The organism is Amycolatopsis bartoniae, assembly GCF_014191255.1.
GTDB lineage: Bacteria > Actinomycetota > Actinomycetes > Mycobacteriales > Pseudonocardiaceae > Amycolatopsis_E > Amycolatopsis_E bartoniae.
Genome location: NZ_JACHWH010000001.1, coordinates 1,130,872 through 1,153,384 on the forward strand (window position 1 = coordinate 1,130,872; position 22,513 = coordinate 1,153,384).

At 70.4% G+C, this 22,513-nt stretch carries 20 protein-coding genes; 11 read left to right on the plus strand and 9 right to left on the minus strand.

Features of this window, described 5'->3' with window-relative positions; all coding sequences use genetic code 11:
* The first annotated feature begins 12 nt into the window (after positions 1 to 12).
* Genes FHX82_RS05565 through lipB form a run of 3 tightly spaced genes read left to right on the plus strand, consistent with a single transcriptional unit; the run spans position 13 to position 2,255 of the window.
* The gene (locus tag FHX82_RS05565; RefSeq protein WP_145935545.1) at positions 13 to 882 is read left to right on the plus strand and encodes a TIGR01777 family oxidoreductase; all 870 of its coding nucleotides are present in this window, start codon (positions 13 to 15) and stop codon (positions 880 to 882) included.
* The gene (locus FHX82_RS05570) at positions 879 to 1,508 is read left to right on the plus strand and encodes a phosphatase PAP2 family protein (protein WP_145935546.1); all 630 of its coding nucleotides are present in this window, start codon (positions 879 to 881) and stop codon (positions 1,506 to 1,508) included. The genes FHX82_RS05565 and FHX82_RS05570 overlap by 4 nt, the downstream gene beginning before the upstream one ends.
* Before the next feature lie 9 nt (positions 1,509 to 1,517).
* Positions 1,518 to 2,255 (plus strand): lipoyl(octanoyl) transferase LipB, encoded by a 738-nt coding sequence (lipB, locus tag FHX82_RS05575; RefSeq protein ID WP_145935547.1) that lies wholly within the window; start codon positions 1,518 to 1,520, stop codon positions 2,253 to 2,255.
* Positions 2,256 to 2,293: 38 nt separating this feature from the next.
* On the opposite strand, the gene FHX82_RS05580 is transcribed toward lipB, so the two are convergent.
* Together FHX82_RS05580 and FHX82_RS05585 are read right to left on the minus strand one after the other, a co-directional pair.
* Entirely contained in the window at positions 2,294 to 3,229 is a 936-nt protein-coding gene (locus FHX82_RS05580; protein ID WP_145935548.1) for an LLM class F420-dependent oxidoreductase, read from the minus strand.
* A gap of 10 nt (positions 3,230 to 3,239) precedes the next feature.
* A complete protein-coding gene (locus tag FHX82_RS05585; protein WP_145935549.1) occupies positions 3,240 to 3,833 on the minus strand; it encodes a TetR/AcrR family transcriptional regulator in 594 nt (197 codons plus the stop codon).
* Positions 3,834 to 3,961: 128 nt separating this feature from the next.
* On the opposite strand from FHX82_RS05585, the gene FHX82_RS05590 reads away from it, so the two are divergent.
* The 5 genes from FHX82_RS05590 to FHX82_RS05610 all read left to right on the plus strand — a co-directional run bounded on the left by FHX82_RS05590 (position 3,962) and on the right by FHX82_RS05610 (position 7,515).
* Positions 3,962 to 4,468, plus strand: coding sequence for a hypothetical protein (locus tag FHX82_RS05590; protein WP_145935550.1), 507 nt, complete (start codon positions 3,962 to 3,964; stop codon positions 4,466 to 4,468).
* Positions 4,469 to 4,488: 20 nt separating this feature from the next.
* The gene (locus tag FHX82_RS05595) at positions 4,489 to 5,424 is read left to right on the plus strand and encodes an oxidoreductase (RefSeq protein ID WP_145935551.1); all 936 of its coding nucleotides are present in this window, start codon (positions 4,489 to 4,491) and stop codon (positions 5,422 to 5,424) included.
* Positions 5,425 to 5,450: 26 nt separating this feature from the next.
* Entirely contained in the window at positions 5,451 to 6,452 is a 1,002-nt protein-coding gene (lipA, locus tag FHX82_RS05600) for a lipoyl synthase (protein ID WP_145935552.1), read from the plus strand.
* Between the two features lie 14 nt (positions 6,453 to 6,466).
* Entirely contained in the window at positions 6,467 to 6,805 is a 339-nt protein-coding gene (locus FHX82_RS05605; RefSeq protein ID WP_145935553.1) for an MmcQ/YjbR family DNA-binding protein, read from the plus strand.
* Between the two features lie 86 nt (positions 6,806 to 6,891).
* Positions 6,892 to 7,515: a DedA family protein gene (locus FHX82_RS05610; RefSeq protein ID WP_145935554.1), complete on the plus strand. Its 624-nt coding sequence runs from the start codon at positions 6,892 to 6,894 to the stop codon at positions 7,513 to 7,515.
* Positions 7,516 to 7,519: 4 nt separating this feature from the next.
* On the opposite strand, the gene FHX82_RS05615 is transcribed toward FHX82_RS05610, so the two are convergent.
* The 3 genes from FHX82_RS05615 to FHX82_RS05625 are packed head-to-tail and all read right to left on the minus strand — an operon-like array spanning position 7,520 to position 11,187.
* Positions 7,520 to 8,233 carry a copper homeostasis protein CutC gene (locus FHX82_RS05615; protein ID WP_229881479.1) on the minus strand — a complete coding sequence of 238 codons (714 nt, stop codon included), beginning with the start codon at positions 8,231 to 8,233 and terminating at the stop codon, positions 7,520 to 7,522.
* Between the two features lie 11 nt (positions 8,234 to 8,244).
* The gene (locus FHX82_RS05620; protein WP_222425966.1) at positions 8,245 to 10,152 is read right to left on the minus strand and encodes an acyl-CoA dehydrogenase family protein; all 1,908 of its coding nucleotides are present in this window, start codon (positions 10,150 to 10,152) and stop codon (positions 8,245 to 8,247) included.
* Positions 10,153 to 10,212: 60 nt separating this feature from the next.
* Complete coding sequence (locus FHX82_RS05625) at positions 10,213 to 11,187, minus strand: hypothetical protein (RefSeq protein ID WP_145935555.1); 975 nt, start codon at positions 11,185 to 11,187, stop codon at positions 10,213 to 10,215.
* A gap of 98 nt (positions 11,188 to 11,285) precedes the next feature.
* Between FHX82_RS05625 and FHX82_RS05630 the strand changes: the two genes are divergently transcribed.
* From FHX82_RS05630 to FHX82_RS05640, 3 genes are all read left to right on the plus strand, one after another.
* Complete coding sequence (locus tag FHX82_RS05630) at positions 11,286 to 12,176, plus strand: patatin-like phospholipase family protein (RefSeq protein ID WP_145935556.1); 891 nt, start codon at positions 11,286 to 11,288, stop codon at positions 12,174 to 12,176.
* 155 nt (positions 12,177 to 12,331) lie between these two features.
* Positions 12,332 to 13,516: a L,D-transpeptidase gene (locus tag FHX82_RS05635; RefSeq protein WP_444541929.1), complete on the plus strand. Its 1,185-nt coding sequence runs from the start codon at positions 12,332 to 12,334 to the stop codon at positions 13,514 to 13,516.
* A 110-nt stretch (positions 13,517 to 13,626) separates the two neighbouring features.
* Positions 13,627 to 14,373, plus strand: coding sequence for an SIR2 family NAD-dependent protein deacylase (locus FHX82_RS05640; protein ID WP_145935558.1), 747 nt, complete (start codon positions 13,627 to 13,629; stop codon positions 14,371 to 14,373).
* Here the strand turns inward: FHX82_RS05640 and FHX82_RS05645 are convergent.
* The 4 genes from FHX82_RS05645 to FHX82_RS05660 all read right to left on the minus strand — a co-directional run bounded on the left by FHX82_RS05645 (position 14,370) and on the right by FHX82_RS05660 (position 22,379).
* Positions 14,370 to 15,527 (minus strand): low temperature requirement protein A, encoded by a 1,158-nt coding sequence (locus FHX82_RS05645; protein ID WP_145935559.1) that lies wholly within the window; start codon positions 15,525 to 15,527, stop codon positions 14,370 to 14,372. The genes FHX82_RS05640 and FHX82_RS05645 overlap by 4 nt on opposite strands.
* Positions 15,528 to 15,835: 308 nt before the next feature.
* Complete coding sequence (locus FHX82_RS05650; RefSeq protein WP_268247171.1) at positions 15,836 to 17,305, minus strand: MFS transporter; 1,470 nt, start codon at positions 17,303 to 17,305, stop codon at positions 15,836 to 15,838.
* 650 nt (positions 17,306 to 17,955) lie between these two features.
* Positions 17,956 to 21,525, minus strand: coding sequence for a DNA polymerase III subunit alpha (gene dnaE / locus FHX82_RS05655; RefSeq protein WP_145936711.1), 3,570 nt, complete (start codon positions 21,523 to 21,525; stop codon positions 17,956 to 17,958).
* 122 nt (positions 21,526 to 21,647) lie between these two features.
* The gene (locus FHX82_RS05660) at positions 21,648 to 22,379 is read right to left on the minus strand and encodes a G1 family glutamic endopeptidase (RefSeq protein ID WP_145936712.1); all 732 of its coding nucleotides are present in this window, start codon (positions 22,377 to 22,379) and stop codon (positions 21,648 to 21,650) included.
* Between the last annotated feature and the right edge of the window lie 134 nt (positions 22,380 to 22,513).

Consider the following 22,513-nt stretch of genomic DNA (forward strand, 5'->3'; position numbering starts at 1 on the left):
TAAGCTGAGCGCATGCGCGTCCTCGTCGCGGGCTCCCGCGGGCTCATCGGAACCGGCCTGGTCTCGGCGCTGCTGGAGGCGGGGCACGAGGTTCGGCGCCTGGTCCGCGGCAGCGGTGAGCACACCTGGGACCCGCCGTCCGGCCGCATCGACGGCGCGGCGTTCGAGGGCGTCGACGCGGTGGTGAACCTGTGCGGCTCCACGATGGTCACGCGGTGGAGCGCGGCGCGGAAGCAGATGATCGCGGACAGCCGGATCGAGCCCACCGAGGTGCTCGCCGAAGCCGTCGCCGAGCACCGGATTCCGGTGCTGGTCAACGCTTCCGGCGTGAACTACTACGGCGACACGGGAAACACCACCGTGGACGAATCAGCGCCGCGGGGCGAAGGTTTCCTGGCCCACCTGTGCGAGGCGTGGGAAGCCGCCACGGCTCCCGCCGCGCGCGCCGGAACACGCGTGGCGTACCTGCGGACGGGGCTCGTGCTGAGTCGCCGTGGCGGGCTGCTGGGGCCGTTGAAACCGCTGTTCCGGCTCGGGCTGGGCGGCAGGCTCGGCAGCGGGGCGCAGTACCAGTCGTGGATCAGCGAGCAGGACGAGATCGGCGCGATCCGGTTCGTCCTGGAGCACGAGGGCGTGGCCGGGCCGGTGAACCTGACCGGGCCGGAGCCGGTGACCAACGCCGAGTTCACCCGTGCCCTCGGGCGGGCGCTGCACCGCCCCGCGCCGTGGTGGGCGCCCGGACCGGCGCTGAAACTGGCGCTCGGCGAGGCCGCGGACGACATGGTGCTGGCGTCCGTGCGTGCCGTGCCTTCCGTGCTGCAGCGGGCCGGTTACCGGTTCGTGCACTCCACTGTGGACTCCGCGATGGCGGCCGCGACGTGATCCGCTGGCTCGCGACCGGGCTGGGCCTGCTGGCCCTGTTCGTCGCATTGGGACTCGCGGTGGCGAAGCAGCCACTGGCGGTGGACCTCGCCGTCACAGGTGTGTTCCAGGGGTTGTGGCGCGGCACGGTCGGCAGCGTGACGACGGTGGTGAGCAACCTGGTCGGTCTCGTGCTGCCCGCCGCGGTGGCGCTTGGGATCCTCGTCGGCGCGATCCTGGCGTGGTACCGGAACCTGCGCGCGGAGGCGTGGATCGCGGTCCGGGTGCTGCTCGTGTTCGGCCTGGCGCGGCTGACCAGCTGGGTGGCCAAGCCGATCTTCCTGCGCCAGCGGCCACGCGCGTACTCGGAGTTCAGCTACCCCAGCGGGCACGTGGTGGCGATCGCGAGCGCGGGCCTGGCGGTGGTGCTGCTGTGCCGGTGGCTCGCCCCCGCGCTGACCCGCCGCGCGGCCCTCGTTTCGGCCCTGCTCACGGTGGTGGTCGCGCTGACGCGGCTGATCCTGGGCGTGCACTGGCTCAGCGACACCGTCGGCGCGGTGCTCGGCGTGCTGGGCATCGGGCTGCTCGGCGCGGTTGTGCTGAGGCTCCTACCGGGACCGGTATCGACGCCCTCCGCGGCGGCGTAACCTGCGGGAGTGAGTGTTTCCTGCCGTGCTGCCACCGAGCCGGTCGACGTCCGTCCGATCGGCACCATCGACTACCTCGAAGCCTGGGAGCTGCAGCGGACGTACGCCAACGCCCGCGCGGACGGCACGGGGCCGGACACGATGCTGCTGCTGGAGCACCCGTCGGTGTACACGGCGGGCAAGCGCACGCAGCCGGAGGACCGGCCGGTGGACGGCACCCCGGTGGTGGACGTCGACCGCGGTGGGCGGATCACCTGGCACGGGCCCGGTCAGCTGGTCGGCTACCCCATCGTCAAGCTCGGCGACCCGATCGACGTCGTGAACTACGTGCGGCGGCTGGAGGAGGCGCTGATCCGGGTGTGCGACCAGTTCGGCGTGCACACCGGCCGCGTCGAGGGCCGCAGCGGGGTGTGGGTGCCCGCCGACGACCGCGGGCAGGAGCGCAAGATCGCCGCGATCGGCATCCGCGTGCAGCGCGGCGTCACCATGCACGGTTTCGAGCTGAACTGCAACGCCGACCTGAGCGCGTTCGACAAGATCATCCCGTGTGGCATCCGGGACGTCGGCACCACGTCGCTGTCCTGGGAGCTGGAGCGCGAGGTCACCGTCGAAGAGGCGCTGCCGCTGGCGCGGGACGCGGTGCTGGCCGCGCTGGACGGCGAGCTGGCGGTGAGCGACAACCGGTGGCTGCCGCGTCCTGAAACGCCTTCCGCGCCGGGTGTGACGTTCGCCCTGCAACAGTCCTGAGTGGACCGGCCCGCTGCCGAGCGGGCCGGTCCTCGCGTTCAGGACAGCTGGGGCGCGACCGCGGAGGCGATCAGCTCCAGGTGGTCGAGGTCCGACAGGTCGAGCACCTGCAGGTACAGGCGGGTGATCCCGCTCTCCTCGCGGTAGCGGCCGAGCTTGTCGACCACCTCGGCGGGCGTGCCCGCGACACCGTTCTGCTTCAGCTCGTCCACCTCGCGGCCGATCGCCGCGGCCCGGCGGGCCACCTCGGCGTCGTCGGCGCCGATGCACACGACCTGCGCGGCCGAGCGCGTGATCTCCTTGGGGTCGCGGCCGATCTCGCGCGCGGCGGCCTCGACCCGCTCGAACTGGGCGGCGGCGGTGGCCGCGTCGACGAACGGCAGGTTGAACTCGTCGGCGTACCGGGCGGCGAGCGCGGGGGTGCGCTTCTTGCCCGCCCCGCCGATGATCACCGGCGGGCGCGGCGACTGCGCGGGTTTCGGCAGCGCGGGCGCGTTCTCGAGCCGGTAGTGCTCGCCGGAGAAGCTGTACGTCTCGCCCTCGCGCGTCTCCCACAGACCGGTGATGATCTCCAGCTGCTCGGCGTACCGATCGAAGCGCTCCTTCACCGGCGGCAACTCGATGCCGTAGGCGGTGTGCTCGGCGTCGAACCAGCCGGCGCCGAACCCGAAGTCGACGCGACCGCCGGACATCTGGTCCACCTGCGCGACGGAGATCGCGAGCACCGACGGGTGCCGGAAGGTGGCCGCGGTGACGAGCGTGCCGAGGCGGATGCGCTTGGTCTCCCTGGCGAGCGCGCCCAGGGTGACCCACGCGTCGGTGGGGCCGGGCAGCCCGGAGGCGCCGCCCATCGCCAGGAAGTGGTCGGAGCGGAAGAACGCGCCGAAACCGTTGTCCTCGGTGGCTTTCGCGACTCGGAGGAGGTCGTCGTAGCTCGCCCCCTGCTGGGGCTCCGTGAAGATTCTCAAGTCCACGGAGTCAACCCTAATCCGTCCGGCGCACCCGCGTGAGGAGGTGGACGATCACCGACTCGACCTGGTGGCCGACCTTCTTCGGGTCCGGGGAGCTCGCGATTTCCGTTGCGGCGGAAGACAAGGCACCGAACAGCAGGCGCGCGGTGATCTCCACCGGCACGTCGTCCACTTCGCCCGCCTCGATGAGGTCCTCCAGGCTGGAGCGGATGAGCCCGAAGCTCGCCCTGTCCTCGGCTTCGCGCCAGCGCTCCCAGCCCATCACGACCGGCGCCTCGTGGATCGCGATGCGCTGGTACGCCGGGTCCAGACAACTGGAGATGAACTCGCGCAGGCCGCGCAACGCGCGCTCCCACGGCGGCTCCGGGCCGCGCATGATTTCTTCCAGCCGCCCGAAGACCTTGCTTTCCACCTGCGCGAAAGCCGCCTCGAAAAGCGCCTGCTTCCCGCTGAAGTGGTGGTACAGCGCCCCTTTGGTCACCCTGGCGCGCTTGGCGACCTCGTCCAGCGAGGTGCCGGCGTAGCCCCGCTTGGTGAACAGTTCGACGGCGCTGTCCACCAGTGCGGATCGGGTGGACTCCGAATAGTCGAGTCGCCTGGACCGCATTGTCGCCACCGCCACAGCTTACGCCAGCATGAACTTCACATACCCGTGGTATGTTAACGGTGTTCGCCATACCGACGGTATGGCGCAAACTCAGAGTATGGCCAGGGTCACAGAAGGGGACTTGACCCATGAGCTGGAAAGACTTCCACCAACGACGCGAAACAGCCGACGCGGTGCTGCGGCGGGCCGCGCGGGATCCGCAAGGGCCGTTGCCCTTCGCTGAGGTCCCTGGTGCGCGTGAGGTGTTCGGATCCGAGGAACAACTGCTGCTCGCGCTGCAGTACCGCTGGGGCCAGGTGCTCGGCGGCCACCTGCGCGTGGAGTTCGAGGACGAGCCGGACGATCACGTCGACGCCGTCACCCGTGCCTGGAACCGGGCCGCGCGCAAGCATCCGGTGCTGCGGGCGGTGCTCGACGCGCACGGCGACCGCTACCCGTCGCTGCGGCAGGTGCGGGAGGCCGAGCAGCGGTCCCTCGCCGTCGCCGCCGGACTGGCGGAGCCCGGTGAGCCGATCGAGGAGATCACCAAGGTGGGCGCGGCGTTCTCCGCCCTGCTGCGGCACGGGCCGGGACTGCCCGCTCCCCGGCGCAACCCGCTCGGTCAGCTGCTGCGGATGCTCGCGCCCAGCGCCTGACCTGGTGTCTACTACGCGGTATGTGGACAGAGACTGACATCCCGGACCAGTCCGGGCGCACGGCGCTCATCACGGGGGCCAACTCCGGACTCGGCCTGCAGAGCGCGAAGGCGCTGGCCGCGAAGGGCGCCCGCGTGCTGCTGGCCTGCCGGTCCGCGGAGCGCGGCGCCCAGGCGCTGCGGGAGGTCCAGGCCGTCGCGGACACCGCGCCGCAGCTGATCGCGCTCGACCTGGCCGACCTGTCGTCCGTCCACAAGGCCGCCGGACAGGCCCGCGAGGCCACCGGTGACGCGCTCGACGTGCTGATCAACAACGCGGGCCTGATGGCGACGCCGCGCAGCCGCACAGCCGACGGGTTCGAGCTGCAGTTCGGCACCAACTACCTCGGGCACGCCGCGCTGACGTGGCTGCTCATGCCCGCGCTGCGCGGCGGCACGGGCGCCCGCGTGGTGACGTTGACGAGCGTCGCCGCGATCGGCGCCCGCGTACACCTGGACGACCCGAACTTCGAGCACCGCCGGTACAACCCGGGAGCGGCGTACGGGCAGTCGAAGCTGGCGAACCAGACGTTCGCGCTGGAGCTGGACCGGAGGCTGCGGGCGGCGGACGAGGACGTGCTGAGCGTCGTCGCCGCGCCCGGGTACACGGCCACCGGCCTCACCTCCGCGATGGCGCGCTCCCAGCGCCTTCCGCTGGTGAGCACGGTGCTCGGCGCGATCACCAAGCTCGGTGACGCGCTGCTGGCGCAGAACGTGCGGATGGGCGCGCTGCCGCAGCTGTACGCGGCGACGGCGCCCGAGGTCAACGGCGGCGACTACATCGGCCCGAAGACGCTCCAGCTGCGCGGCGAGCCCGTGATCGTGCAGCCGCTGCGGGCGGCGCTGGACCGCGAGACGGGGGCCGGGTTGTGGCAGCTGACAGCCAAGTTGACGGGGATCACGCCCGACCCGTCGTAGCTGCTGGAGCGCGTAGGCTGGGGCGCGTGACTGTTGCGCCTGAAGGTCGGAAGCTGCTGCGGCTCGAGGTCCGCAACGCCGAGACCCCGATCGAGAAGAAGCCGTCCTGGATCAAGACCCGGGCCAAGATGGGCCCCGAGTTCACCGAGCTGAAGGGCCTGGTGCGGCGCGAGGGTCTGCACACGGTGTGCGAGGAAGCGGGCTGTCCCAACATCTACGAGTGCTGGGAAGACCGCGAGGCGACGTTCCTGATCGGTGGCGACCAGTGCACCCGGCGCTGCGACTTCTGCCAGATCGACACCGGCAAGCCCGCCGAGCTGGACCGCACCGAACCGCGCAAGGTCGCCGAGAGCGTCCAGGCGATGGGCCTGCGCTACTCCACCGTCACGGGTGTCGCGCGCGACGACCTGGAGGACGGCGGCGCGTGGCTGTACGCCGAGACCGTCCGGCAGATCCACGCGCTCAACCCCGGTACCGGTGTCGAGCTGCTGATCCCGGACTTCAACGCCGACCCCGAACAGCTGGCCGAGGTGTTCTCTTCGCGGCCGGAGGTGCTCGCGCACAACGTCGAGACCGTGCCGCGGATCTTCAAGCGGATCCGGCCGGGCTTCCGGTACACGCGGTCGCTGGAGGTGATCACGCGCGCCCGTGAGGCGGGGCTGGTCACGAAGTCGAACCTGATCCTCGGGATGGGGGAAACCCCCGAGGAGGTCGAGCCCGCGATGCGCGACCTGGTGGAGGCGGGCTGCGAGATCCTGACGATCACGCAGTACCTGCGCCCGTCGGTCCGCCACCACCCGGTGGACCGGTGGGTGAAGCCGGAGGAGTTCGTGCAGCACTCGCAGGTCGCGGAGTCGCTGGGCTTCGCGGGCGTGATGGCGGGTCCGCTGGTGCGCTCGTCGTACCGCGCGGGCCGGCTGTACGCGCAGACCAAACGCCACCGCGGCGAGCCGCTGCCGGAGAACCTGTCGCACCTGGCCGAAGCCGGCCCGGCGGCGCAGGAGGCGAGCAGCCTGCTCACCCGCTGACGCCAGGAGGTCGCATGGCGACGACCGAGGACATCCGCCGGTGGGCGATGGCCTTGCCAGAGGTCGGGGAAACCAGTCACTTCCGGTTCCACGTGCCGGTTTTCCAGGTGCGCGGCCGGACGTTCCTCGGCATGGGCCGAGACGAGACCACGGCGGTCTTCTGCATCGACGAGCAGGAGGCGAACGACGCGGCGGCCGAGGATCCGGCGGTCTTCGAGGCAGTCCGGCGGCCTGACGCGCGCAGGAGCTTCCTCGGTTTGCAGGTCCGCCTGGCGGACGTCGACGACGAGCGGGTCAGGGAACTCGTCGAGCGGGCCTGGCGGCAGCAGGCCCCGAAACGGCTCACCCGCTGATCCCAGGGTTCTTCCCGGAAGCCGCGCCCGCGGTGGTTCGCTACTTTGGACACCGCGAGGGGTGACAAAACGGACAGGGGAGAACCGTGATCACCGACATCCTGAACTGGCTGCAGGGCCTGCCGCAGCCGGCGCTCGTCGGCGCGACGGGTCTGCTGGTGTTCCTGGAGTGCACGATCGGCCTGGGGTTCCTGGCGCCGGGCGAGTCGGGCCTGCTGGTCGCGGCGACGACGGCGCACACGGTGCCGCGGTTCCTGGTCCTGTGGGCGGTGGTCACGGTCTGCGCGACGCTCGGTGACTCGATCGGGTTCGGCATCGGGCACCGGTGGGGGTCGCGGCTGCGGGAGACGAAGCTGATCCAGCAGCACGGCGTGGAGGCGTGGGACCGGGCGACGGGCATCCTGCAGCGGCGGGGCGTGTGGGCGGTGTTCTTCGCGCGGTTCCTGCCGGTGATCCGCACCCTGATGCCCGCCGCGGCGGGCACGTCGGGGCTGCCGTTCCGCAAGTTCCTCCCGGCGGCCTTCGCGGGCGCCCTGTGCTGGTCGGCGCTGCACATCAGCCTCGGCGTGGCACTGGGCGAAGCGGCGAAGCAGATCGAAGGAGCCTTCAACACGGGCGGCTTGATCGTGCTGGGAGTGCTGGTGCTCGCGGGGCTGTTCTTCTTCCGGCGGTGGCGGAAGAAGCGGTCCCGGGTGGAGGAAAAGGTCTAGAGGTTCACGACCGCGCCAGTTCCACGAGCTTTCGTGCCACCTCCTCGTCCAGGACGGCGTGCGTTCCGTAGTCCACGGCCGCCCCTCCCGACGGCGCGAGCCGGCGGCGGGGCGCCGCATGCAGGTCGCGCACCCCGGTCGCCTCGGCGATCGCCCTGGCGTTGTGCGGGCGGATGCCGCCGCAGGCCATCACCGTCAGCTCGTCGCCCGCGGCAGTCACCATGCGGCGCAGCACCGGGACGCCGTCCTCCGCCCGCGCCGCGCCGCCCGAGGAGAGGACCCGGGCGACGCCCAGGGAACGCAGCGTCTCCACCGCCGCCACCGGGTCCTCGCACACGTCGACCGCGCGGTGAACCGTCACCGGCAGACCCTCCGCCGCCGCCACGAGGTCCGCCAGCACCGGCCGGTCCAGCGCGCCCCGCGACGTCAGCGCGCCCACCACGACGCCCGCCGCACCGGCCGACGCCGCGTGGCGGACGTCCGCCAGCATTGCGTCCACTTCGGACGGTGCGTACCGGAAATCGCCTTCCCGCGGGCGAACCAGCACGTGCACCTCCGACCGCCGGCACCGCGCCAGCACCGCCGCGAGCAGGCCCGGGCCGGGCGTCAGCCCGCCCAGCTCCCCCGCCGAGCACAGCTCGATCCGGTCGGCGCCCAGCGCGTCCGCCGTCACCGCGCCCTCGACGGTGTCCGTGCTCAGCTCGATCCGCAGCCCCACGACTCCGAAGCCTACGTACCGATGCGGCGCGCCACCGACTCCTCCGTCGACGCGCCCGCCCGCCAGTCGGCGATCCACGGGCCCGTGCCCTCACTCGGGTCGAGGATGCCGTCCTCCAGCCACGCGTACCGGCCCTCCAGCACGCGGGCGGTCAACGCGTAGTCCTCGTCGTCCGTGTTGTCCCACAACGCGTCGAACAGCTCCTCGATCCGCCCGCGCGCCTGGCGGCAGAACACGTCCGCCAGCTCCCGCGCCTCCGCGGTCCCCTGCATCTCCGCGCGCACGCAGCTCGCCGCCATCGCGAACAGCTCCGCCCCGATGTCGACGATCCGCCCGAGGAAACCCTGCCGCTTCTCCAGCGCCGCCTGCCACCGCGCCATGCCGTAGAACGTCGAGCGCGCCAGCTTCCGCGCGGTCCGCTCGACGTAACGCAGGTGACCGGCCAGCTCGCCGAACTCCGCGAACGACGTCGGCACCTGACCGCGGCCCGTCACCAGCTGCGGCAGCCACTTCGCGTAGAACCCGCTGGCCTTCACCGCCGCCTTCGCCTTCGCCTGCAGGTCCGCCTCCGCGTCGGCCAGCGCACCGGCGGCGGACAGGTGCGCGTCGACCGCCTCGCGGGCGATCAGCAGGTGCATGATCTCCGTCGAACCCTCGAAGATCCGGTTGATCCGCAGGTCCCGCACCAGCTGCTCGACCCCCACCGCGCGCTCGCCGCGGGCCGCCAGCGACGCGGCCGTCTCGTAGCCGCGCCCGCCCCGGATCTGCATCAGCTCGTCCGCGACCCGGCACGACATCTCGCTCGCCCACAGCTTCGCCAGCGCCGCCTCGATGCGGATGTCGTTGCGGCCCTCGTCGCTCATGTGCCCGGACAGCTCCTGCACGCTCTCCATCGCGTACGTCGTCGCCGCGATGAACGAGATCTTGTTCGCCACCGCCGCGTGCTCGCCGAGCCGCTTGCCCCACTGCACCCGCTCGGACGCCCACTCCCGCGCGATCTTCAGGCACCACTTCCCCGCGCCCGCGCACATCGACGGGATCGACAGCCGTCCCGTGTTCAGCGTGGCGAGCGCGATCTTGAGCCCCTGCCCCTCGCCGCCGACGACGTTCTCCTTCGGCACGCGCACCTTGTGGAAACGCGTCACGCCGTTCTCGATGCCGCGCAGGCCCATGAACGCGTTGCGCCGCTCGACGGTGATGCCGGGCGTGTCCATCTCGACGATGAACGCCGTCACCCCGCCGCGATGCCCCTCGGACTTCGGCACCCGCGCCATCACCACGACCAGCTCCGCCACGACACCGTTGGTGGTCCACAGCTTCACGCCGTCCAGCTCGTACGCCTCGCCGTCCTCGGTCGGTACCGCGGCGGTCGCGAGCCGCGCCGGGTCGGAGCCGACGTCCGGTTCGGTGAGCAGGAACGCCGTGACCGCGCCCCGCGCGCAACGCGGCAGGAACTTCGCCTTCTGCTCGGGCGTGCCCGCGAGCTTGAGCGGCTCGGGCACGCCGATCGACTGGTGCGCCGACAACAGCACGCCGAGGGTCGGATTCACCGAGCCGACAAGCATCAGCGCCCGGTTGTAGGCGACCTGGGTCAGGCCGAGCCCGCCGTACTCCTCGGGAATCTTGATCCCGAAGCAGCCCAGCTCGGCGAGGCCCTTGATGTACTCGTCGGGGATGCGGGCCTCGCGCTCGATGACGCTGCCGTCGATCGTGGCGCAGTACTCCCGCAGCTGGTCGAGGAAGCGGTCGGCCTTCGCCGCGGCCTCCGGCGTGGCACGCGGGTGCGGGTGGACGAGGTCGAGCCGGAAGCGGCCGAGGTAGAGCTCCTTCGCGAAGGACGGCTTGCGCCAGTCCGTCTCGCGCGACTCCTCCGCGAGCGCCCTGGCCTCCTTTTCCGTCACCTTCGGTTGCGTCGCCACCAGGCACCTCCTCGACATCGGCGTCAAGCCTTTGTGACGAGTGTTACCCATGGGTAGCGATCAGGGAAGGCTCTTCGGGGAGAAAAGGGCCTCGACGGCAAGCGGGAACTCCGGCATCCCGATCACCACTTCGCCGAGGCGCGGCGGCCCGAGCACCCAGATCCGCCGGTGGAACCAGATGTCGGTGTAGAGGTCGAGCGGACACGCCGGGATCTCCACCTCGACGGGACCGATTTCCGGCAGCACCGTCCACCCGCGGACGCACAGCTCGTCGTCTTCGGCGAAGTCGGCGTCGTCAACCGCGCCCGGGAGCGGGTACCAGTTCGCCTCGCCCCGCAAATGGCTCCGCAGCGCCCGGGCGCGCACGACCACCATCACCAGGGGAACGACCACGATGCCGTAGACGAAGAACGCTTCGCCGAGGTCCTCGGACGGCGGTGGTTCGATGACCGTGCCGACGACGAGCGCCGCCAGGGCCGCCGCGAACAGCACCGCGAAGCCCGCTGCCACCCGGAACACACGCCGCTCGCGCCACTGGTGGTCGACCTGCCGAGGCAGGCTCGCGCGCCCGGCTCGCCGCCGCACCCGCGCGGGCCACGGCCGACCCGAGCCCTCGACCCGCACGAGTGCCCTGCCCCGGCTGTCCGGTCCGACGAGCCACACCTGCCCGGTGCGCGCGATGACGTTGCGCACCTGCCGGGGCATTCCGCGCAACGCGAGCACCGTCTCCCCCGCCACGATCCGCCTGCCGTGCAGGGTCGCGGCGAGCGGCAGCCATGGCTGCTCCCGCAGCAGAGGCTCGGCCCACCGCACCGAGCGGAGCCGCCGCCAGATCGTCCAGCCCACCCAGGACGTGAGCCCGATAGCCAGCCCGGCGGTGTCGGTGCCCTCCCAGCCTGCCGCGGCGTGCACGCCGACGAGCACGGCCAGCCACAGCAGCCACCACCACGGCACCCGGGCGCGGTCGCGCAGGTGCGCGAGGTGCAGCGGGGTGCTGTCACACTCGATCGCGGGCAGCGAGGTCACAGGGATCATGGCAGGAGCAGCGTAAACGGCCGTACCCAGCGATTTTCCGGCGTAGCACTCGTCACGACGGACTGGCCGCCGCCACGGGCGCGAGGGACCATCGGGGCATGAGCGGACTGGACCTGCCCCGGCCCGTCGGGTTCGTCCTCGGCGGGGGCGGCAGCCTCGGCGCGATGCAGGTGGGCATGCTGCGTGCGCTCGACGAGTACGGGCTGCGGCCCGACCTCGTCACCGGCACGTCCGTCGGCTCGCTCAATGGCGCCTTCCTCGCGCTCGAACCGGGCGACGCGAGCGAGCGCCTGCCCGCGATCTGGGCGCACATGACGCGGCAGGAAGCGTTTCCCGGCGGGGTGTTCAGCCAGGTCCGGACGCTGCGGCACGCGAAGACGCACCTGTTCCCCAACACCGGACTCGCCGCGATCATCCGCGAGCACCTCGGCGACGGCACGACCTTCGAGGACCTGAAGCTGCCGCTCGGCGTCGTCACCACCGACGTCGACACCGCCGAGCCCCGGCTGTTCCGCACGGGCGAACTGCTGCCGACGCTGCTCGCGAGCGCCGCCATCCCCGGCATCTACCCGCCCGTCGAGCACGAGGGCCGGCTGCTCTACGACGGCGGGCTCGTGGCGAACGTGCCGATGCGCCAGGCGCTTTCGATGGGTGCGAAGTCCCTCGTGGTGCTGGACTGCGCGTTTCCCGGGCAGATCCCGTCGCCGCCGCGCACGATGGCCGAGGTGCTCATGTACACGGCGATGATCAGCATGCGCAACCAAGCAGTGCTGGAAGCCCCGGTGGCGGGCGCCGAGGTGCCCGTCGTGTACCTCCCCGGGCCGGTTCCGCTGCGGATGAGCCCGCTGGATTTCCGCCACACCGAACAACTCGCCGCGAATGCCTACGAGGCCGCGCGGGTACACCTCGACGGCCTCGCGGTGGACGGCCCCGGCCTGTACGGCGGGCCCGGTGTGAAAGTGGTGTCAGGCAGGGAGAACGAGTGGTGACGCACGCCACTCCCCGGCAACAAACCACGTGGTGGGGCGTCCATACGAGCGCGGTACTTTGAAGCACCGAGCCCGCTCCTCCCGACCTCCACGACAAAAGAGACCAGATGTTCTTGAAGAAGTCTTTACGAAACCCCGGCAGAGCGCGGTCCGGTGTGCTCACCGGACTGCTGGTGACCGTGCTCGCCCTTTCGGCGTGCAGTTCCGACGACTCCGGTTCCGCCAACGGCGGGAACACCGGCGGTACCACGGCTTCGTCGCAGGCGGGAGCGGTGGTGCAGGTCTCGATCGAGCCCGCCCAGACGACGGACGTCAACCCGACCACGCCCATCGTCGTGAAGGCCACGAACGGCACGCTCACCGACGTGACGGTCACCAACACCGCCAAGGGCACCAAGGTCAAGGGCGCGCTGTCGGCCGACAAGACGACGTGGACGTCCAGTGACGTCCTGGGCTACGGCGCGAAGTACACCGTGGACGCGCACGGCGCCGACGCGGCGGGCAAGACCGTCGAGCAGCAGAGCACGATCAGCACGCTGAACCCGGCGAAGCAGGCCAACCCGAACATGATCCCGGCGCCGGCGTCGGTCGCGTCGACGGGTGTCGGCGTGGGGCAGCCGATCGTGTTCCAGTTCACGTACGCGGTGAAGAACAAGGCCGCCGTGGAGAAGCAGCTGACGGTGAAGTCGGACCCGCCGCAGCAGGGCAGCTGGTACTGGGTGGACGACAAGAACGTGCACTACCGCCCGAAGGCGTACTGGCAGCCGGGCACGAAGATCACGGTGACCGCGAAGATCTACGGCGTGGACTTCGGCAACGGCGTGTACGGCGCGGAGGACCGCACGGAGACCTACCACGTGCACGACTCGTGGATCGCCAAGGCGGACGGCAACACCGAGCAGATGCAGATCCTCCACAATGGACAGGTCGTCAAGACCATGCCGATCTCCATGGGCAAGGACGCCACCCCGACGCACCTCGGCGCGCACGTGATCTCGGACAAGCAGCAGAACTACACGATGGACTCGTGCACCTACGGGGTCTGCAAGGGCGACCCCAACTGGTACCGGTCCGAGGAGCACTGGGCGCTGCGCATGTCCAACGACGGCGAGTTCGTGCACGAGAACCCGAACAGCGTGGGCGCGCAGGGCAACTCCAATGTCTCGCACGGCTGCATCAACCTCAACGCCGACAACGCGCAGTGGTTCTTCAACAACTTCAACCTCGGCGACGTCGTGGAGGTCAGCAACTCGGGCGGCAAGCAGCTGCCGATCTGGGACCTCTACGGCGACTGGGCCCTCTCCTGGGATCAGTGGCAAAAGGGCAGCGCACTCAACTGACGTCACTGGTGAGCCGGCTTGCGAGCCCATGCCGGTAGCGGAGCCGGTTGACGGCCCACAGCAAGCGGCTCCGCCGCTCGGAAAAGACGATCGTCCTCCATCATGGAGGCATGAGCGAGCTGGACAGGGCCCGCGCCCTCGTGCGTGGCGCGGGCCGGATCGTGGCGTTGACGGGAGCCGGGATCTCCACCGAGTCGGGGATCCCGGACTTCCGCGGCCCACAGGGCGTGTGGACGAAGAACCCGGCGGCGGAGAAGCTCTCCGACATCTCGGAGTACACCGCCAGCCGTGAGGTGCGGGAGCTGGCCTGGCAGAGCCGCCTCGAACACGCCGGGCTCGCGCCGGAGCCCAACACCGGGCACCGCGCCCTCGTCGACCTCGAACACGACGGGCGGCTGATGGCGATCCTCACGCAGAACATCGACGGCCTGCACCAGAAGGCGGGCTCGGACCCCGCGAACGTGGTGGAGCTGCACGGCACACTCGCGCAGAGCATCTGCCTGTTGTGCGGCGACCGCCGGGACATGCCCGAGACCCTGGAACGCGTGCGTGCCGGGGAAACGGACCCGTCCTGCCTGGTGTGCGGCGGAATCCTGAAGTCCGCCACCATCTCCTTCGGCCAAGCGCTCGACGTCGCGGTGCTCGAACGGGCCCGGCTGAACGCGCTCACCTGTGACCTGCTGCTCGCGGTCGGCACCTCGCTCACGGTCCACCCCGCGGCCGGCCTGGTGGACATCGCCGCGGCGGCGGGCGCCCCGGTGATCATCTGCAACGCGCAGGAGACCCCGTACGACGACGTGGCCGAGGTGGTCCTGCGCGACCCCATCGGCGAGGTGCTGCCCGCCCTCGTGCGCTAGCCCTCCCGGGTGGCCACCACCATCGTCGCCACGAGGGTGGCCACCGCGGCGGCCGTCAGGTACACCGCGACGGGCGTGAACGACACCGCCACCACCAGCACCGCCGCCAGCGGGAAGCCCACCGCGATCGGGCGGCACTCGTTGCGCGGGCCGATGTGCAGCAACCACACACTGAGCAAATACAGCGCCACCGGCACGGTCAGCGCGAGCGCCGAGCCCGTCGCGCCGAGGTGACCGGCGTGCGTGACGTGATCGATCGTCAGCTCCAGGCCGACCCCGGTCGCCGCCGCCGAGCCGAAGATCACGTAGTGCCCGAAGCCCCACAGGTAACCGTGGCGGAACTGCCGCACGCGGCGCTCCCCCGGCCGGTCGAAGTACAGCCACCACATCGAGCACACGATCACCAGCCCCGCGACCGCCACCCCGGCCAGCTCGCCCACGCCGTGCCCGCTGCCCAGCGCCTCCTGCATCGCGACGCTCGCGGCGAGCACCGACTCGCCGAGCACGATCAACGTGAACAACCCGTACCGCTCGGCGATGTGGCCCGGATGCCAGCTGGTCGCGCGGCTGCGCTCCGCCCACATCGGCACCAGGAGCTCCGCCACGACGAGCAGGACGAAGCTCGCCCCGAACCACGACACGGGAACGACGAGCCGCAGAATCCAGCCCACCTGGACGACGGTGATGCCCACCGCGTACCGCAACGCCGTCCCCCGGTACGCCTCATCCTGGCGCGCGGCCCGCAGCCACTGCACGACGAGCGCGAGGCGCATGAGGACGTATCCCGCGACGACGATCCTCAGGTCCTCGTGCCACGCCGCGGGCACGCCCGCCGCGACCACGAGCGCCCCGGCGATCTGCACGAACGTGGCGACCCGGTAAGGCACGTCATCGGTGTCGAAGGCGGACGCGAACCAGCTGAAGTTGACCCAGCCCCACCAGATCGCGAAGAACACGACGAGGTAGGTGCCGACGCCGTGGGCGATCTCGTGCTCGCCGAGCGAGTGGTGCAGCTGCACCCCGGCCTGACTGACCGCGACCACGAAACACAGGTCGAACAGCAGCTCCAGCGGGGTCGAGGCACGGTGCTCCTCGGCGCGGCTGCGGGCGGTCATCGGTCGGTGCCACGCGCGGGTGCGGCGCTCGGCGGGCATCGGGCCTCCTCAGCTCGGGAACGCCCGTATCCCACCACGGCCTGGGCTCGGGTGGGCCCGGCTCCCCCTCGTGCGGACCCACCCGAGCAGGTGCCTTCCCGCGCCGCCGAACGGTCCCCCGCGGACGCCGACGGCAGCGTGAGGAACGAGCGTTCGTGTCCCAGCCGGACGACAACGGCTCGCCGGCTGGTGGTCCCATCCCCGGACCGCCAGCCAGGCCGCCACTTTGCGTAGCGAATCCCTCGAAGTGAAGGCTTGACCAGGTTTACCCGGTCGCTCTGCGTAGCGCTACCGCATTCGGGAAACCATCACTCGGATGGAGCAGCCATTGTCACGTGCTGTAGTTGTTCATCCGACCGGCGTGCTCGCCGCGCGCGGAGCTCCGCGACGCCGAGCGTGAGCGCGACGAAGGTGAAGCCGGCCGCGCACAGCATCGAGATCGTGAGCGCGGCCGGGAAGTCGCCGTGTGTGCCGCCGACCATCGCCCGGAACACCCCGGCGAGCACCGCGGTGCCGATCGCGGTCCCGATCCGTTGTCCCGTCTGGAGTGCACCACCCGCGACACCGGCCATGCGGGTCGGCACGCATTCGAGGGTGAGGGTGGTGTTCGGGGAGATGACCATGCCGCCGCCGACCCCGGCGACCAGCAGCGGGGCGGCGAACACGAAACTCGCGTGGGCCGTCGGGCCAAGCCAGGCCAGCAACGCCACCGTCACCAGTCCGAGTGTCACGAGACTGAGCCCGGTCACCGTCAGCTTCCGGCCCAGGCGGGGCACGAGACGTCCCGCCACGGCGGCCGAGACAGCCGAACCGAGGGCGAACGGCGTGACGGAAAGCCCGGACTGTAGCGGAGAGTAGCCGAGCCCTTCCTGGAAGAACAGGGCGAAGACGAGCCAGATGCCGGCGAAGCCGCAGAAGTAGATCGCGCCGATGGAGGCGCCGGGCGCGTAACCCGGGGTCGTGGTGAAGAGCCGGACGTCGATCAGCGGGGCGCGCTCGTGGCGGACCGTGCGACGCTCCCACCACACGAACAGGGCACCGAACGCGACGGCGATCGGGAACAGCCACCACAGGCGCCGCAGACCGTCCTGTTCGGACTCGACGAGCGGCAGCAGCACGCCCAGGACGGTGAGGCCGAGCAACAGGATGCCGACGTAGTCGATCTCGGAGCGGAGGCGCGCGCGCCGCGTCGTCCGCTTCGGCACGAGCCGCAGGGCGAGCACGAACGCGACGACGCCGATCGGGACGTTGACGTAGAACACCCAGCGCCAGCCGTCCTGCTCGCCGAACAAGGCGAGGATCAACCCGCCGAGCACCGGCCCGACGGCGGTGGAGATGCCGACGACGGCGCCGAACAGGCCGAAGGCGCGGCCGCGTTCGGCGCCGCGGAACAGGTCCTGGATGAGCCCGCTGTTCTGCGGCGTGAGCAGACCGCCGGCGCACCCCTGCAGCAGCCGCGCGACGACGAGCGTCGTGTCGTCCGGGGCGGCCCCGGCGAACGCGCTGGTCGCGACGAACGCGGCGAGCGCGATGAGGAACATGCGGCGCCGCCCGAGCGCGTCCCCGAGGCGGCCGCCGGAGACCAGCACGAGCCCGAAGGTGAGCGCATAGCCGGAGACGACCCACTGCGCGGTGCCCGCGTTCGCGCCGATGCCCTTCTGGATGGACGGCAGGGCCACGTTGACGATGCTGACGTCCAAGAGGCTCATGAACCCCGCGGCGAGGGTGACCGCGAGGGCCTGCCAGCGCCGGGGATCAGGGTGGTGGTCGTCGGTCACCGGTCCATGGTGGCGCGGGTCGCGGGGTGGCGCGCGGTGAAGGGTGTGGGGTGGGGGCGGGGTGTCGTGTTCGCCTCGGGGGTGGGGGCGTGGGCGCCTTGCGTGGGGTTGGGGAGCCTCGGGGGCGGGGGCGCGCCGCCTTTGGGACGGGGGCGACTTCGGCGCCGCCGGGCCGCCGCCTTCGGGGCGGGGGCGCGACGCCTTCGGGGCGGGGGCGACTTCGGCACCGCCGGGCCACCGCCGCCTTCGGGGCGGGGGCGCCGCCTCCGGGGCGGGGGCGGCTGGGGTGCCGGGCCACCCCCGCTTCGGGGCGGGGCCGCCCCGCCTCCGGCGTGGGCCGCGCTGCCTCGGGGCGGGGGCGGCTGGGGTGTAGGTGGCGCTTGGGTGCGGGGCTTTGGTTGCCTTCGCGCGGACTTGACCGGGCGCTGGGCGCCCTCGTTCCGCCCGGCCACCCCCGCCCCTTTCCCCTGATCGTTTAACGGTTGGCTCACCGCCTCAAGGGCGCCTTCGGCGTCGCTGCGCGATCGCTGCGCGACCCTTGACACGGCGAGCCAACCGCTAATGAGGCTGGGGATCGGGGACGGGGGAGGCCTGGGCGTGTGCCGGGCTTGTTTGCGTCGACCGGTTCCCGTGGCGTCGTGGTCGCCGTTTTACGTGCCTGCGGTGATGCCTGGGATGCCCTTCAGCTCACCCATCAGCATGCTGCTCACCTTGACCGGGTAGTCGTACAGCGCGAAGACCGTCTCGCGTTGGCGGCCGATCAGCTTGAGCCGCACCGGGGTGTCGCCTCGGTGGGCCAGCAGCGTTTGCTTCAGCTCGCCCACCACGCTCTTGTCCAGTTTCTCCGCCGTGCAGTGCAGCATCAGCGGGGGCTCGTCGTCACCGTTGCCGACCTCTGACAGGTCCAGTGGTACGAGGCCGCCGCCGAAGACGGACATCTTGTCTTCCCGCCAGTTGACCCTGCCCTTGACCAGCACGGCGTTGTCCTCGACCAGATCGGCCGAGAACATGGCGTACGACTTCGGGAAGAACAGCACCTCCAGCGAGGCGTCCATGTCCTCCACCGTGCAGATCGCCCAGGGCTCGCCCTTCTTGTTGACCCGCCGCTCCAGCGACGTGATCAACCCGGAGACGATGAGCTCGCCCTCCTTCGGCGGGTTGTCCAGGATCGCGGCGATCGGCCGGGGCGCGTGCTTGCGCAGGATCCGCTCCGCCCCGTCCAGCGGGTGCGCCGAGACGTACAGTCCCAGCATCTCCCGCTCGTAGGCCAGCAGCTGCTTGCGCGGCCACTCCTCCTCGCCGAACTTCAGGTGCGCCAGCGGCGACGACGACGTGGCCGGACCGGCGTCGGAGTCGTCCGCCGAGCCGAACAGGTCGAACTGGCCCATCGCCTCCTGGCGCTTGAGCGGCACGACCGCGTCCACCGCGTCCTCGTGCACCTGGATCATCGACAGCCGCGTGTTGCCGAGCGAGTCGAACGCGCCCGCCTTGATCAGCGACTCCAGCACCCGCTTGTTGCAGGCCACCAGCTCCGACTTGTCGAGGAAGTCGGTGAAGGACGAGTACTTCCCCTTCTCCTCACGCGTCTTGATGATCGAGTCGACGACGTTGGCCCCCACGTTGCGGACCGCGCCCATGCCGAAGCGGATCGCGTCCCCGACCGCGGCGAAGCGCGGGCCCGACTCGTTGACGTCCGGCGGCAGCACCTTGATCCCGAGCCTGCGGCACTCGGACAGGTACACCGCCGACTTGTCCTTGTTGTCCCCGACCGACGTCAGCAGCGCGGCCATGTACTCCGCGGGGTAGTTCGCCTTGAGGTACGCCGTCCAGTACGAGACCAGGCCGTACGCGGCCGCGTGGCTCTTGTTGAACGCGTACCCGGCGAACGGGAGGATGGTGTCCCACAGGGCCTTGATGGCCTCGTCGGAGAACCCGTTCTCCTTCATCCCGCTGTGGAAGCCCTCGAACTCCTTGTCGAGGACCTCCTTCTTCTTCTTGCCCATGGCGCGGCGCAGCACGTCCGCGCGCCCCATGGAGTACCCGGCCACCTTCTGGCCGATGTGCATGATCTGTTCCTGGTAGACGATCAGGCCGTAGGTGTCGGCCAGGATCTCCTTCAGGGGTTCTTCCAGCTCCGGGTGGATCGGCTTGACCTGCTGCCGGTTGTTCTTCCGGTCGGCGTAGTCGTTGTGGGCGTTCATGCCCATCGGGCCGGGGCGGTACAGCGCGCCGACCGCCACGATGTCGTCGAAGACCGTCGGCTGCATGCGGCGCAGCAGGTCACGCATCGGCCCGCCGTCCAGCTGGAACACGCCCAGCGTGTCACCGCGGGAGAGCAGCTTGTACGTCTCCGGGTCGTCGACGCCGAGCGTGTCGAGGTCGATGTCGATCCCGCGGTTGGCCTTGATGTTGTCGATCGCGTCGCCGATGACCGTCAGGTTCCGCAGGCCCAGGAAGTCCATCTTCAACAGGCCGATGGCCTCACAGGACGGGTAGTCCCAGCCCGTGATGATCGACCCGTCATCGCGCATCCACAGCGGGATCGCGTCCATCAGCGGCTCGCTGGACATGATGACCGCGCAGGCGTGCACGCCCGCGTTGCGGATCAGGCCCTCCAGGCCGCGGGCGGTGTTGAAGATCGTCGAGACCTCTTCGTCGGTCTCGATCAGGGTGCGGACCTCCGCCGCCTCGCCGTAGCGCTCGTGCTGCGGGTCGACGATGCCCGACAGCGGGATGTCCTTCGCCATGATCGGCGGCGGCAGCGCCTTGGAGATCTTGTCGGCGATCGCGTAGCCCGGCTGGCCGAAGTGCACGCGCGCCGAGTCCTTGATCGCCGCCTTCGTCTTGATGGTGCCGAAGGTGATGACCTGGGCGACCTTGTCCGCGCCGTACTTCTCGGTGGCGTAGCGGATCATCTCGCCGCGGCGGCGGTCGTCGAAGTCGATGTCGATGTCGGGCATCGACACGCGCTCGGGGTTGAGGAACCGCTCGAACAGCAGCTTCTGCGGGATCGGGTCCAGGTTGGTGATACCGAGCACGTACGCGACCAGCGAACCGGCGGCGGACCCACGGCCCGGGCCCACGCGGATACCCACCTGGCGGGCGTGGTTGATGAGGTCGGCGACGACGAGGAAGTAGGCCGGGAAGCCCTTCCCGATGATGACGTCGAGCTCCATCTCGATGCGCTCGCGGTAGCCCTCCGGCGCGCCCTCCGGGAACCGCCACTTCAGGCCGCGCTCGACCTCCTCGCGCAGCCAGGAGGACTCGTCGTACCCCTCCGGCACCGGGAACACCGGCATCCGGTCCTTGTGGGTGTACACGTCCTCGTACGACTCGACGCGCTCGGCGATCAACAGCGTGGTGTCGGCGGCGCCGGGGACCTCGGAGTCCCAGTACTCGCGCATCTCCTGCGCCGACTTCAGGAAGTAACCGTCGCCGTCGAACTTGAACCGGTTCGGGTCGTTGAGGGTCTTGCCCGACTGCACGCACAGCAGCGCCGAGTGCGAGTCCGCCTGGTCCTTGGTGACGTAGTGCGAGTCGTTGGTGGCCAGCGGCTTGAGGTCGAGCAGCCTGCCGATCTCCAGCAGGCCCTCGCGCACCGACCGCTCGATGGGCAGCCCGTGGTCCATCAGCTCCAGGAAGAAGTTGTCCGCCCCGAAGATGTCCCGGTAGTCCGACGCGGCCTGGATGGCCTCCTGCTTCTGCCCCAGCCGCAGCCGGGTCTGCACCTCACCGGACGGGCAGCCGGTGGTGGCGATGATGCCCTCGGCGTTCTCCGCGATCAGCTCGCGGTCCATCCGGGGCTTGCGGTAGTAGCCCTGGATACTGGCCAGCGACGAGAGCTTGAACAGGTTGCGCAGGCCGGTGGAGTTGCGCGCCAGCATGGTCATGTGCGTGTACGCGCCGCCACCGGAGACGTCGCCGCCCTCACCGAACTCGTCCGAGCCCCGCTGCGACGCCTGCCCCCAGAACACCGGCTTCTTCGTGAACCGCGACTCCGGGGCGATGTACGCCTCGATGCCGATGATCGGTTTCAGCTCGGCCTTCCTGGCCTCCTGGTAGAACTGGTCGGCCCCGTACATGTTGCCGTGGTCGGTCATGCCGACGGCGGGCATCCCGAGGCGTTTGGCCTCCGCGAACAGCGGGGCGATCTTCGCCGCACCGTCGAGCATCGAGTACTCGGTGTGCACGTGCAGGTGAACGAAGGAATCGTTCGACACCGGCGAAAACCTCCCCATAGCGGTACTGCGTCCCTGAGGTGGTCAGCCTAGCTCGCGGCACCGACAGTTCGGTGAAGGCGTGCCGCACCCGGTGGGGTGCGGCACGCCGTGAGCGGGGACGCTCAGCCGGTGTAGGAGTCGGTGAACCCGTTGCCCGAGGAGTTCGGGTCGGACGGGGTGGCGTAGTTCACGCCGTTCTGGCGCAGGATGATCTTCTGCGAGCTGACCAGGCCCGGGTTGCCGCCGTTGACCGTCAGGCCGCTGAAGGTGACCGGCGAGAAGTGCGCCACCGACGACTGCGAGCCGCCGACGGTCGGGGCCTCCACGACGTACTCGGCCGACTGGCCGGGACCGCTGTAGGTCTTCGTCGACGACCAGCTCTTGCCGGTGGTGTTGTCCTTGAGCGAGATGACCCACGAGCTGCCGCTCGACTTCGCCACCGAGGCGGTGATGGAGTCACCCGCCTTGACCGGCACGCTGGAAATCGTCACCGAGTAGTCCGGCAGGATTTCCCACCATGCGGAATATTCCGCGCGGCCATTGACGTAATCGGATTCGGTGCCCGTCTGGATGAGGTCCGAGTTGCCGTCGCCGTCGATACCGACCCACGCCGAGGAATAGGTGGCCGAGCTCGACGCGGAAACGGAAGGGACGTTCCAGGTGGCGGTCGCCGAGGTGAAGCCGCTGCCCGTTTTCGCGTACCCGGACCAGTTCGACGAGTAGGACGCGTTCTGCTGGTGGGAGATCAGGTGGTCGGCGGAGTTCACCGAGGCCACGGCGGGGGAGGCGACGACGCCGAGCGCGGCCGCGGCGCCGGCGGCGATGGCGAGAAGCCGGTGGGGAGTCCGACTCATTTTCAGTTCTCCTTTTGGGGAAGGGGAGCGGGGAGGAGCTCCTGAAAAGAATTCCTAACCAGCTTCCCGGCGACCCGGCAAGAATCCGGCGGCGAATACCTACTTTGGTCGGTGCACAAATCGGACGAGCTGTC

What these genes read in the sequence shown, in the direction of transcription:
- FHX82_RS05565 (WP_145935545.1), top strand. Translation starts at nt 13, where the DNA reads ATGCGCGTCCTCGTCGCGGGCTCCCGCGGGCTCATCGGAACCGGCCTG.
- FHX82_RS05585 (WP_145935549.1), bottom strand. Translation starts at nt 3,833, where the DNA reads ATGCGGTCCAGGCGACTCGACTATTCGGAGTCCACCCGATCCGCACTG.
- FHX82_RS05590 (WP_145935550.1), top strand. Translation starts at nt 3,962, where the DNA reads ATGAGCTGGAAAGACTTCCACCAACGACGCGAAACAGCCGACGCGGTG.
- FHX82_RS05595 (WP_145935551.1), top strand. Translation starts at nt 4,489, where the DNA reads ATGTGGACAGAGACTGACATCCCGGACCAGTCCGGGCGCACGGCGCTC.
- FHX82_RS05605 (WP_145935553.1), top strand. Translation starts at nt 6,467, where the DNA reads ATGGCGACGACCGAGGACATCCGCCGGTGGGCGATGGCCTTGCCAGAG.
- FHX82_RS05625 (WP_145935555.1), bottom strand. Translation starts at nt 11,187, where the DNA reads ATGATCCCTGTGACCTCGCTGCCCGCGATCGAGTGTGACAGCACCCCG.
- FHX82_RS05630 (WP_145935556.1), top strand. Translation starts at nt 11,286, where the DNA reads ATGAGCGGACTGGACCTGCCCCGGCCCGTCGGGTTCGTCCTCGGCGGG.
- FHX82_RS05640 (WP_145935558.1), top strand. Translation starts at nt 13,627, where the DNA reads ATGAGCGAGCTGGACAGGGCCCGCGCCCTCGTGCGTGGCGCGGGCCGG.
- FHX82_RS05645 (WP_145935559.1), bottom strand. Translation starts at nt 15,527, where the DNA reads ATGCCCGCCGAGCGCCGCACCCGCGCGTGGCACCGACCGATGACCGCC.
- FHX82_RS05660 (WP_145936712.1), bottom strand. Translation starts at nt 22,379, where the DNA reads ATGAGTCGGACTCCCCACCGGCTTCTCGCCATCGCCGCCGGCGCCGCG.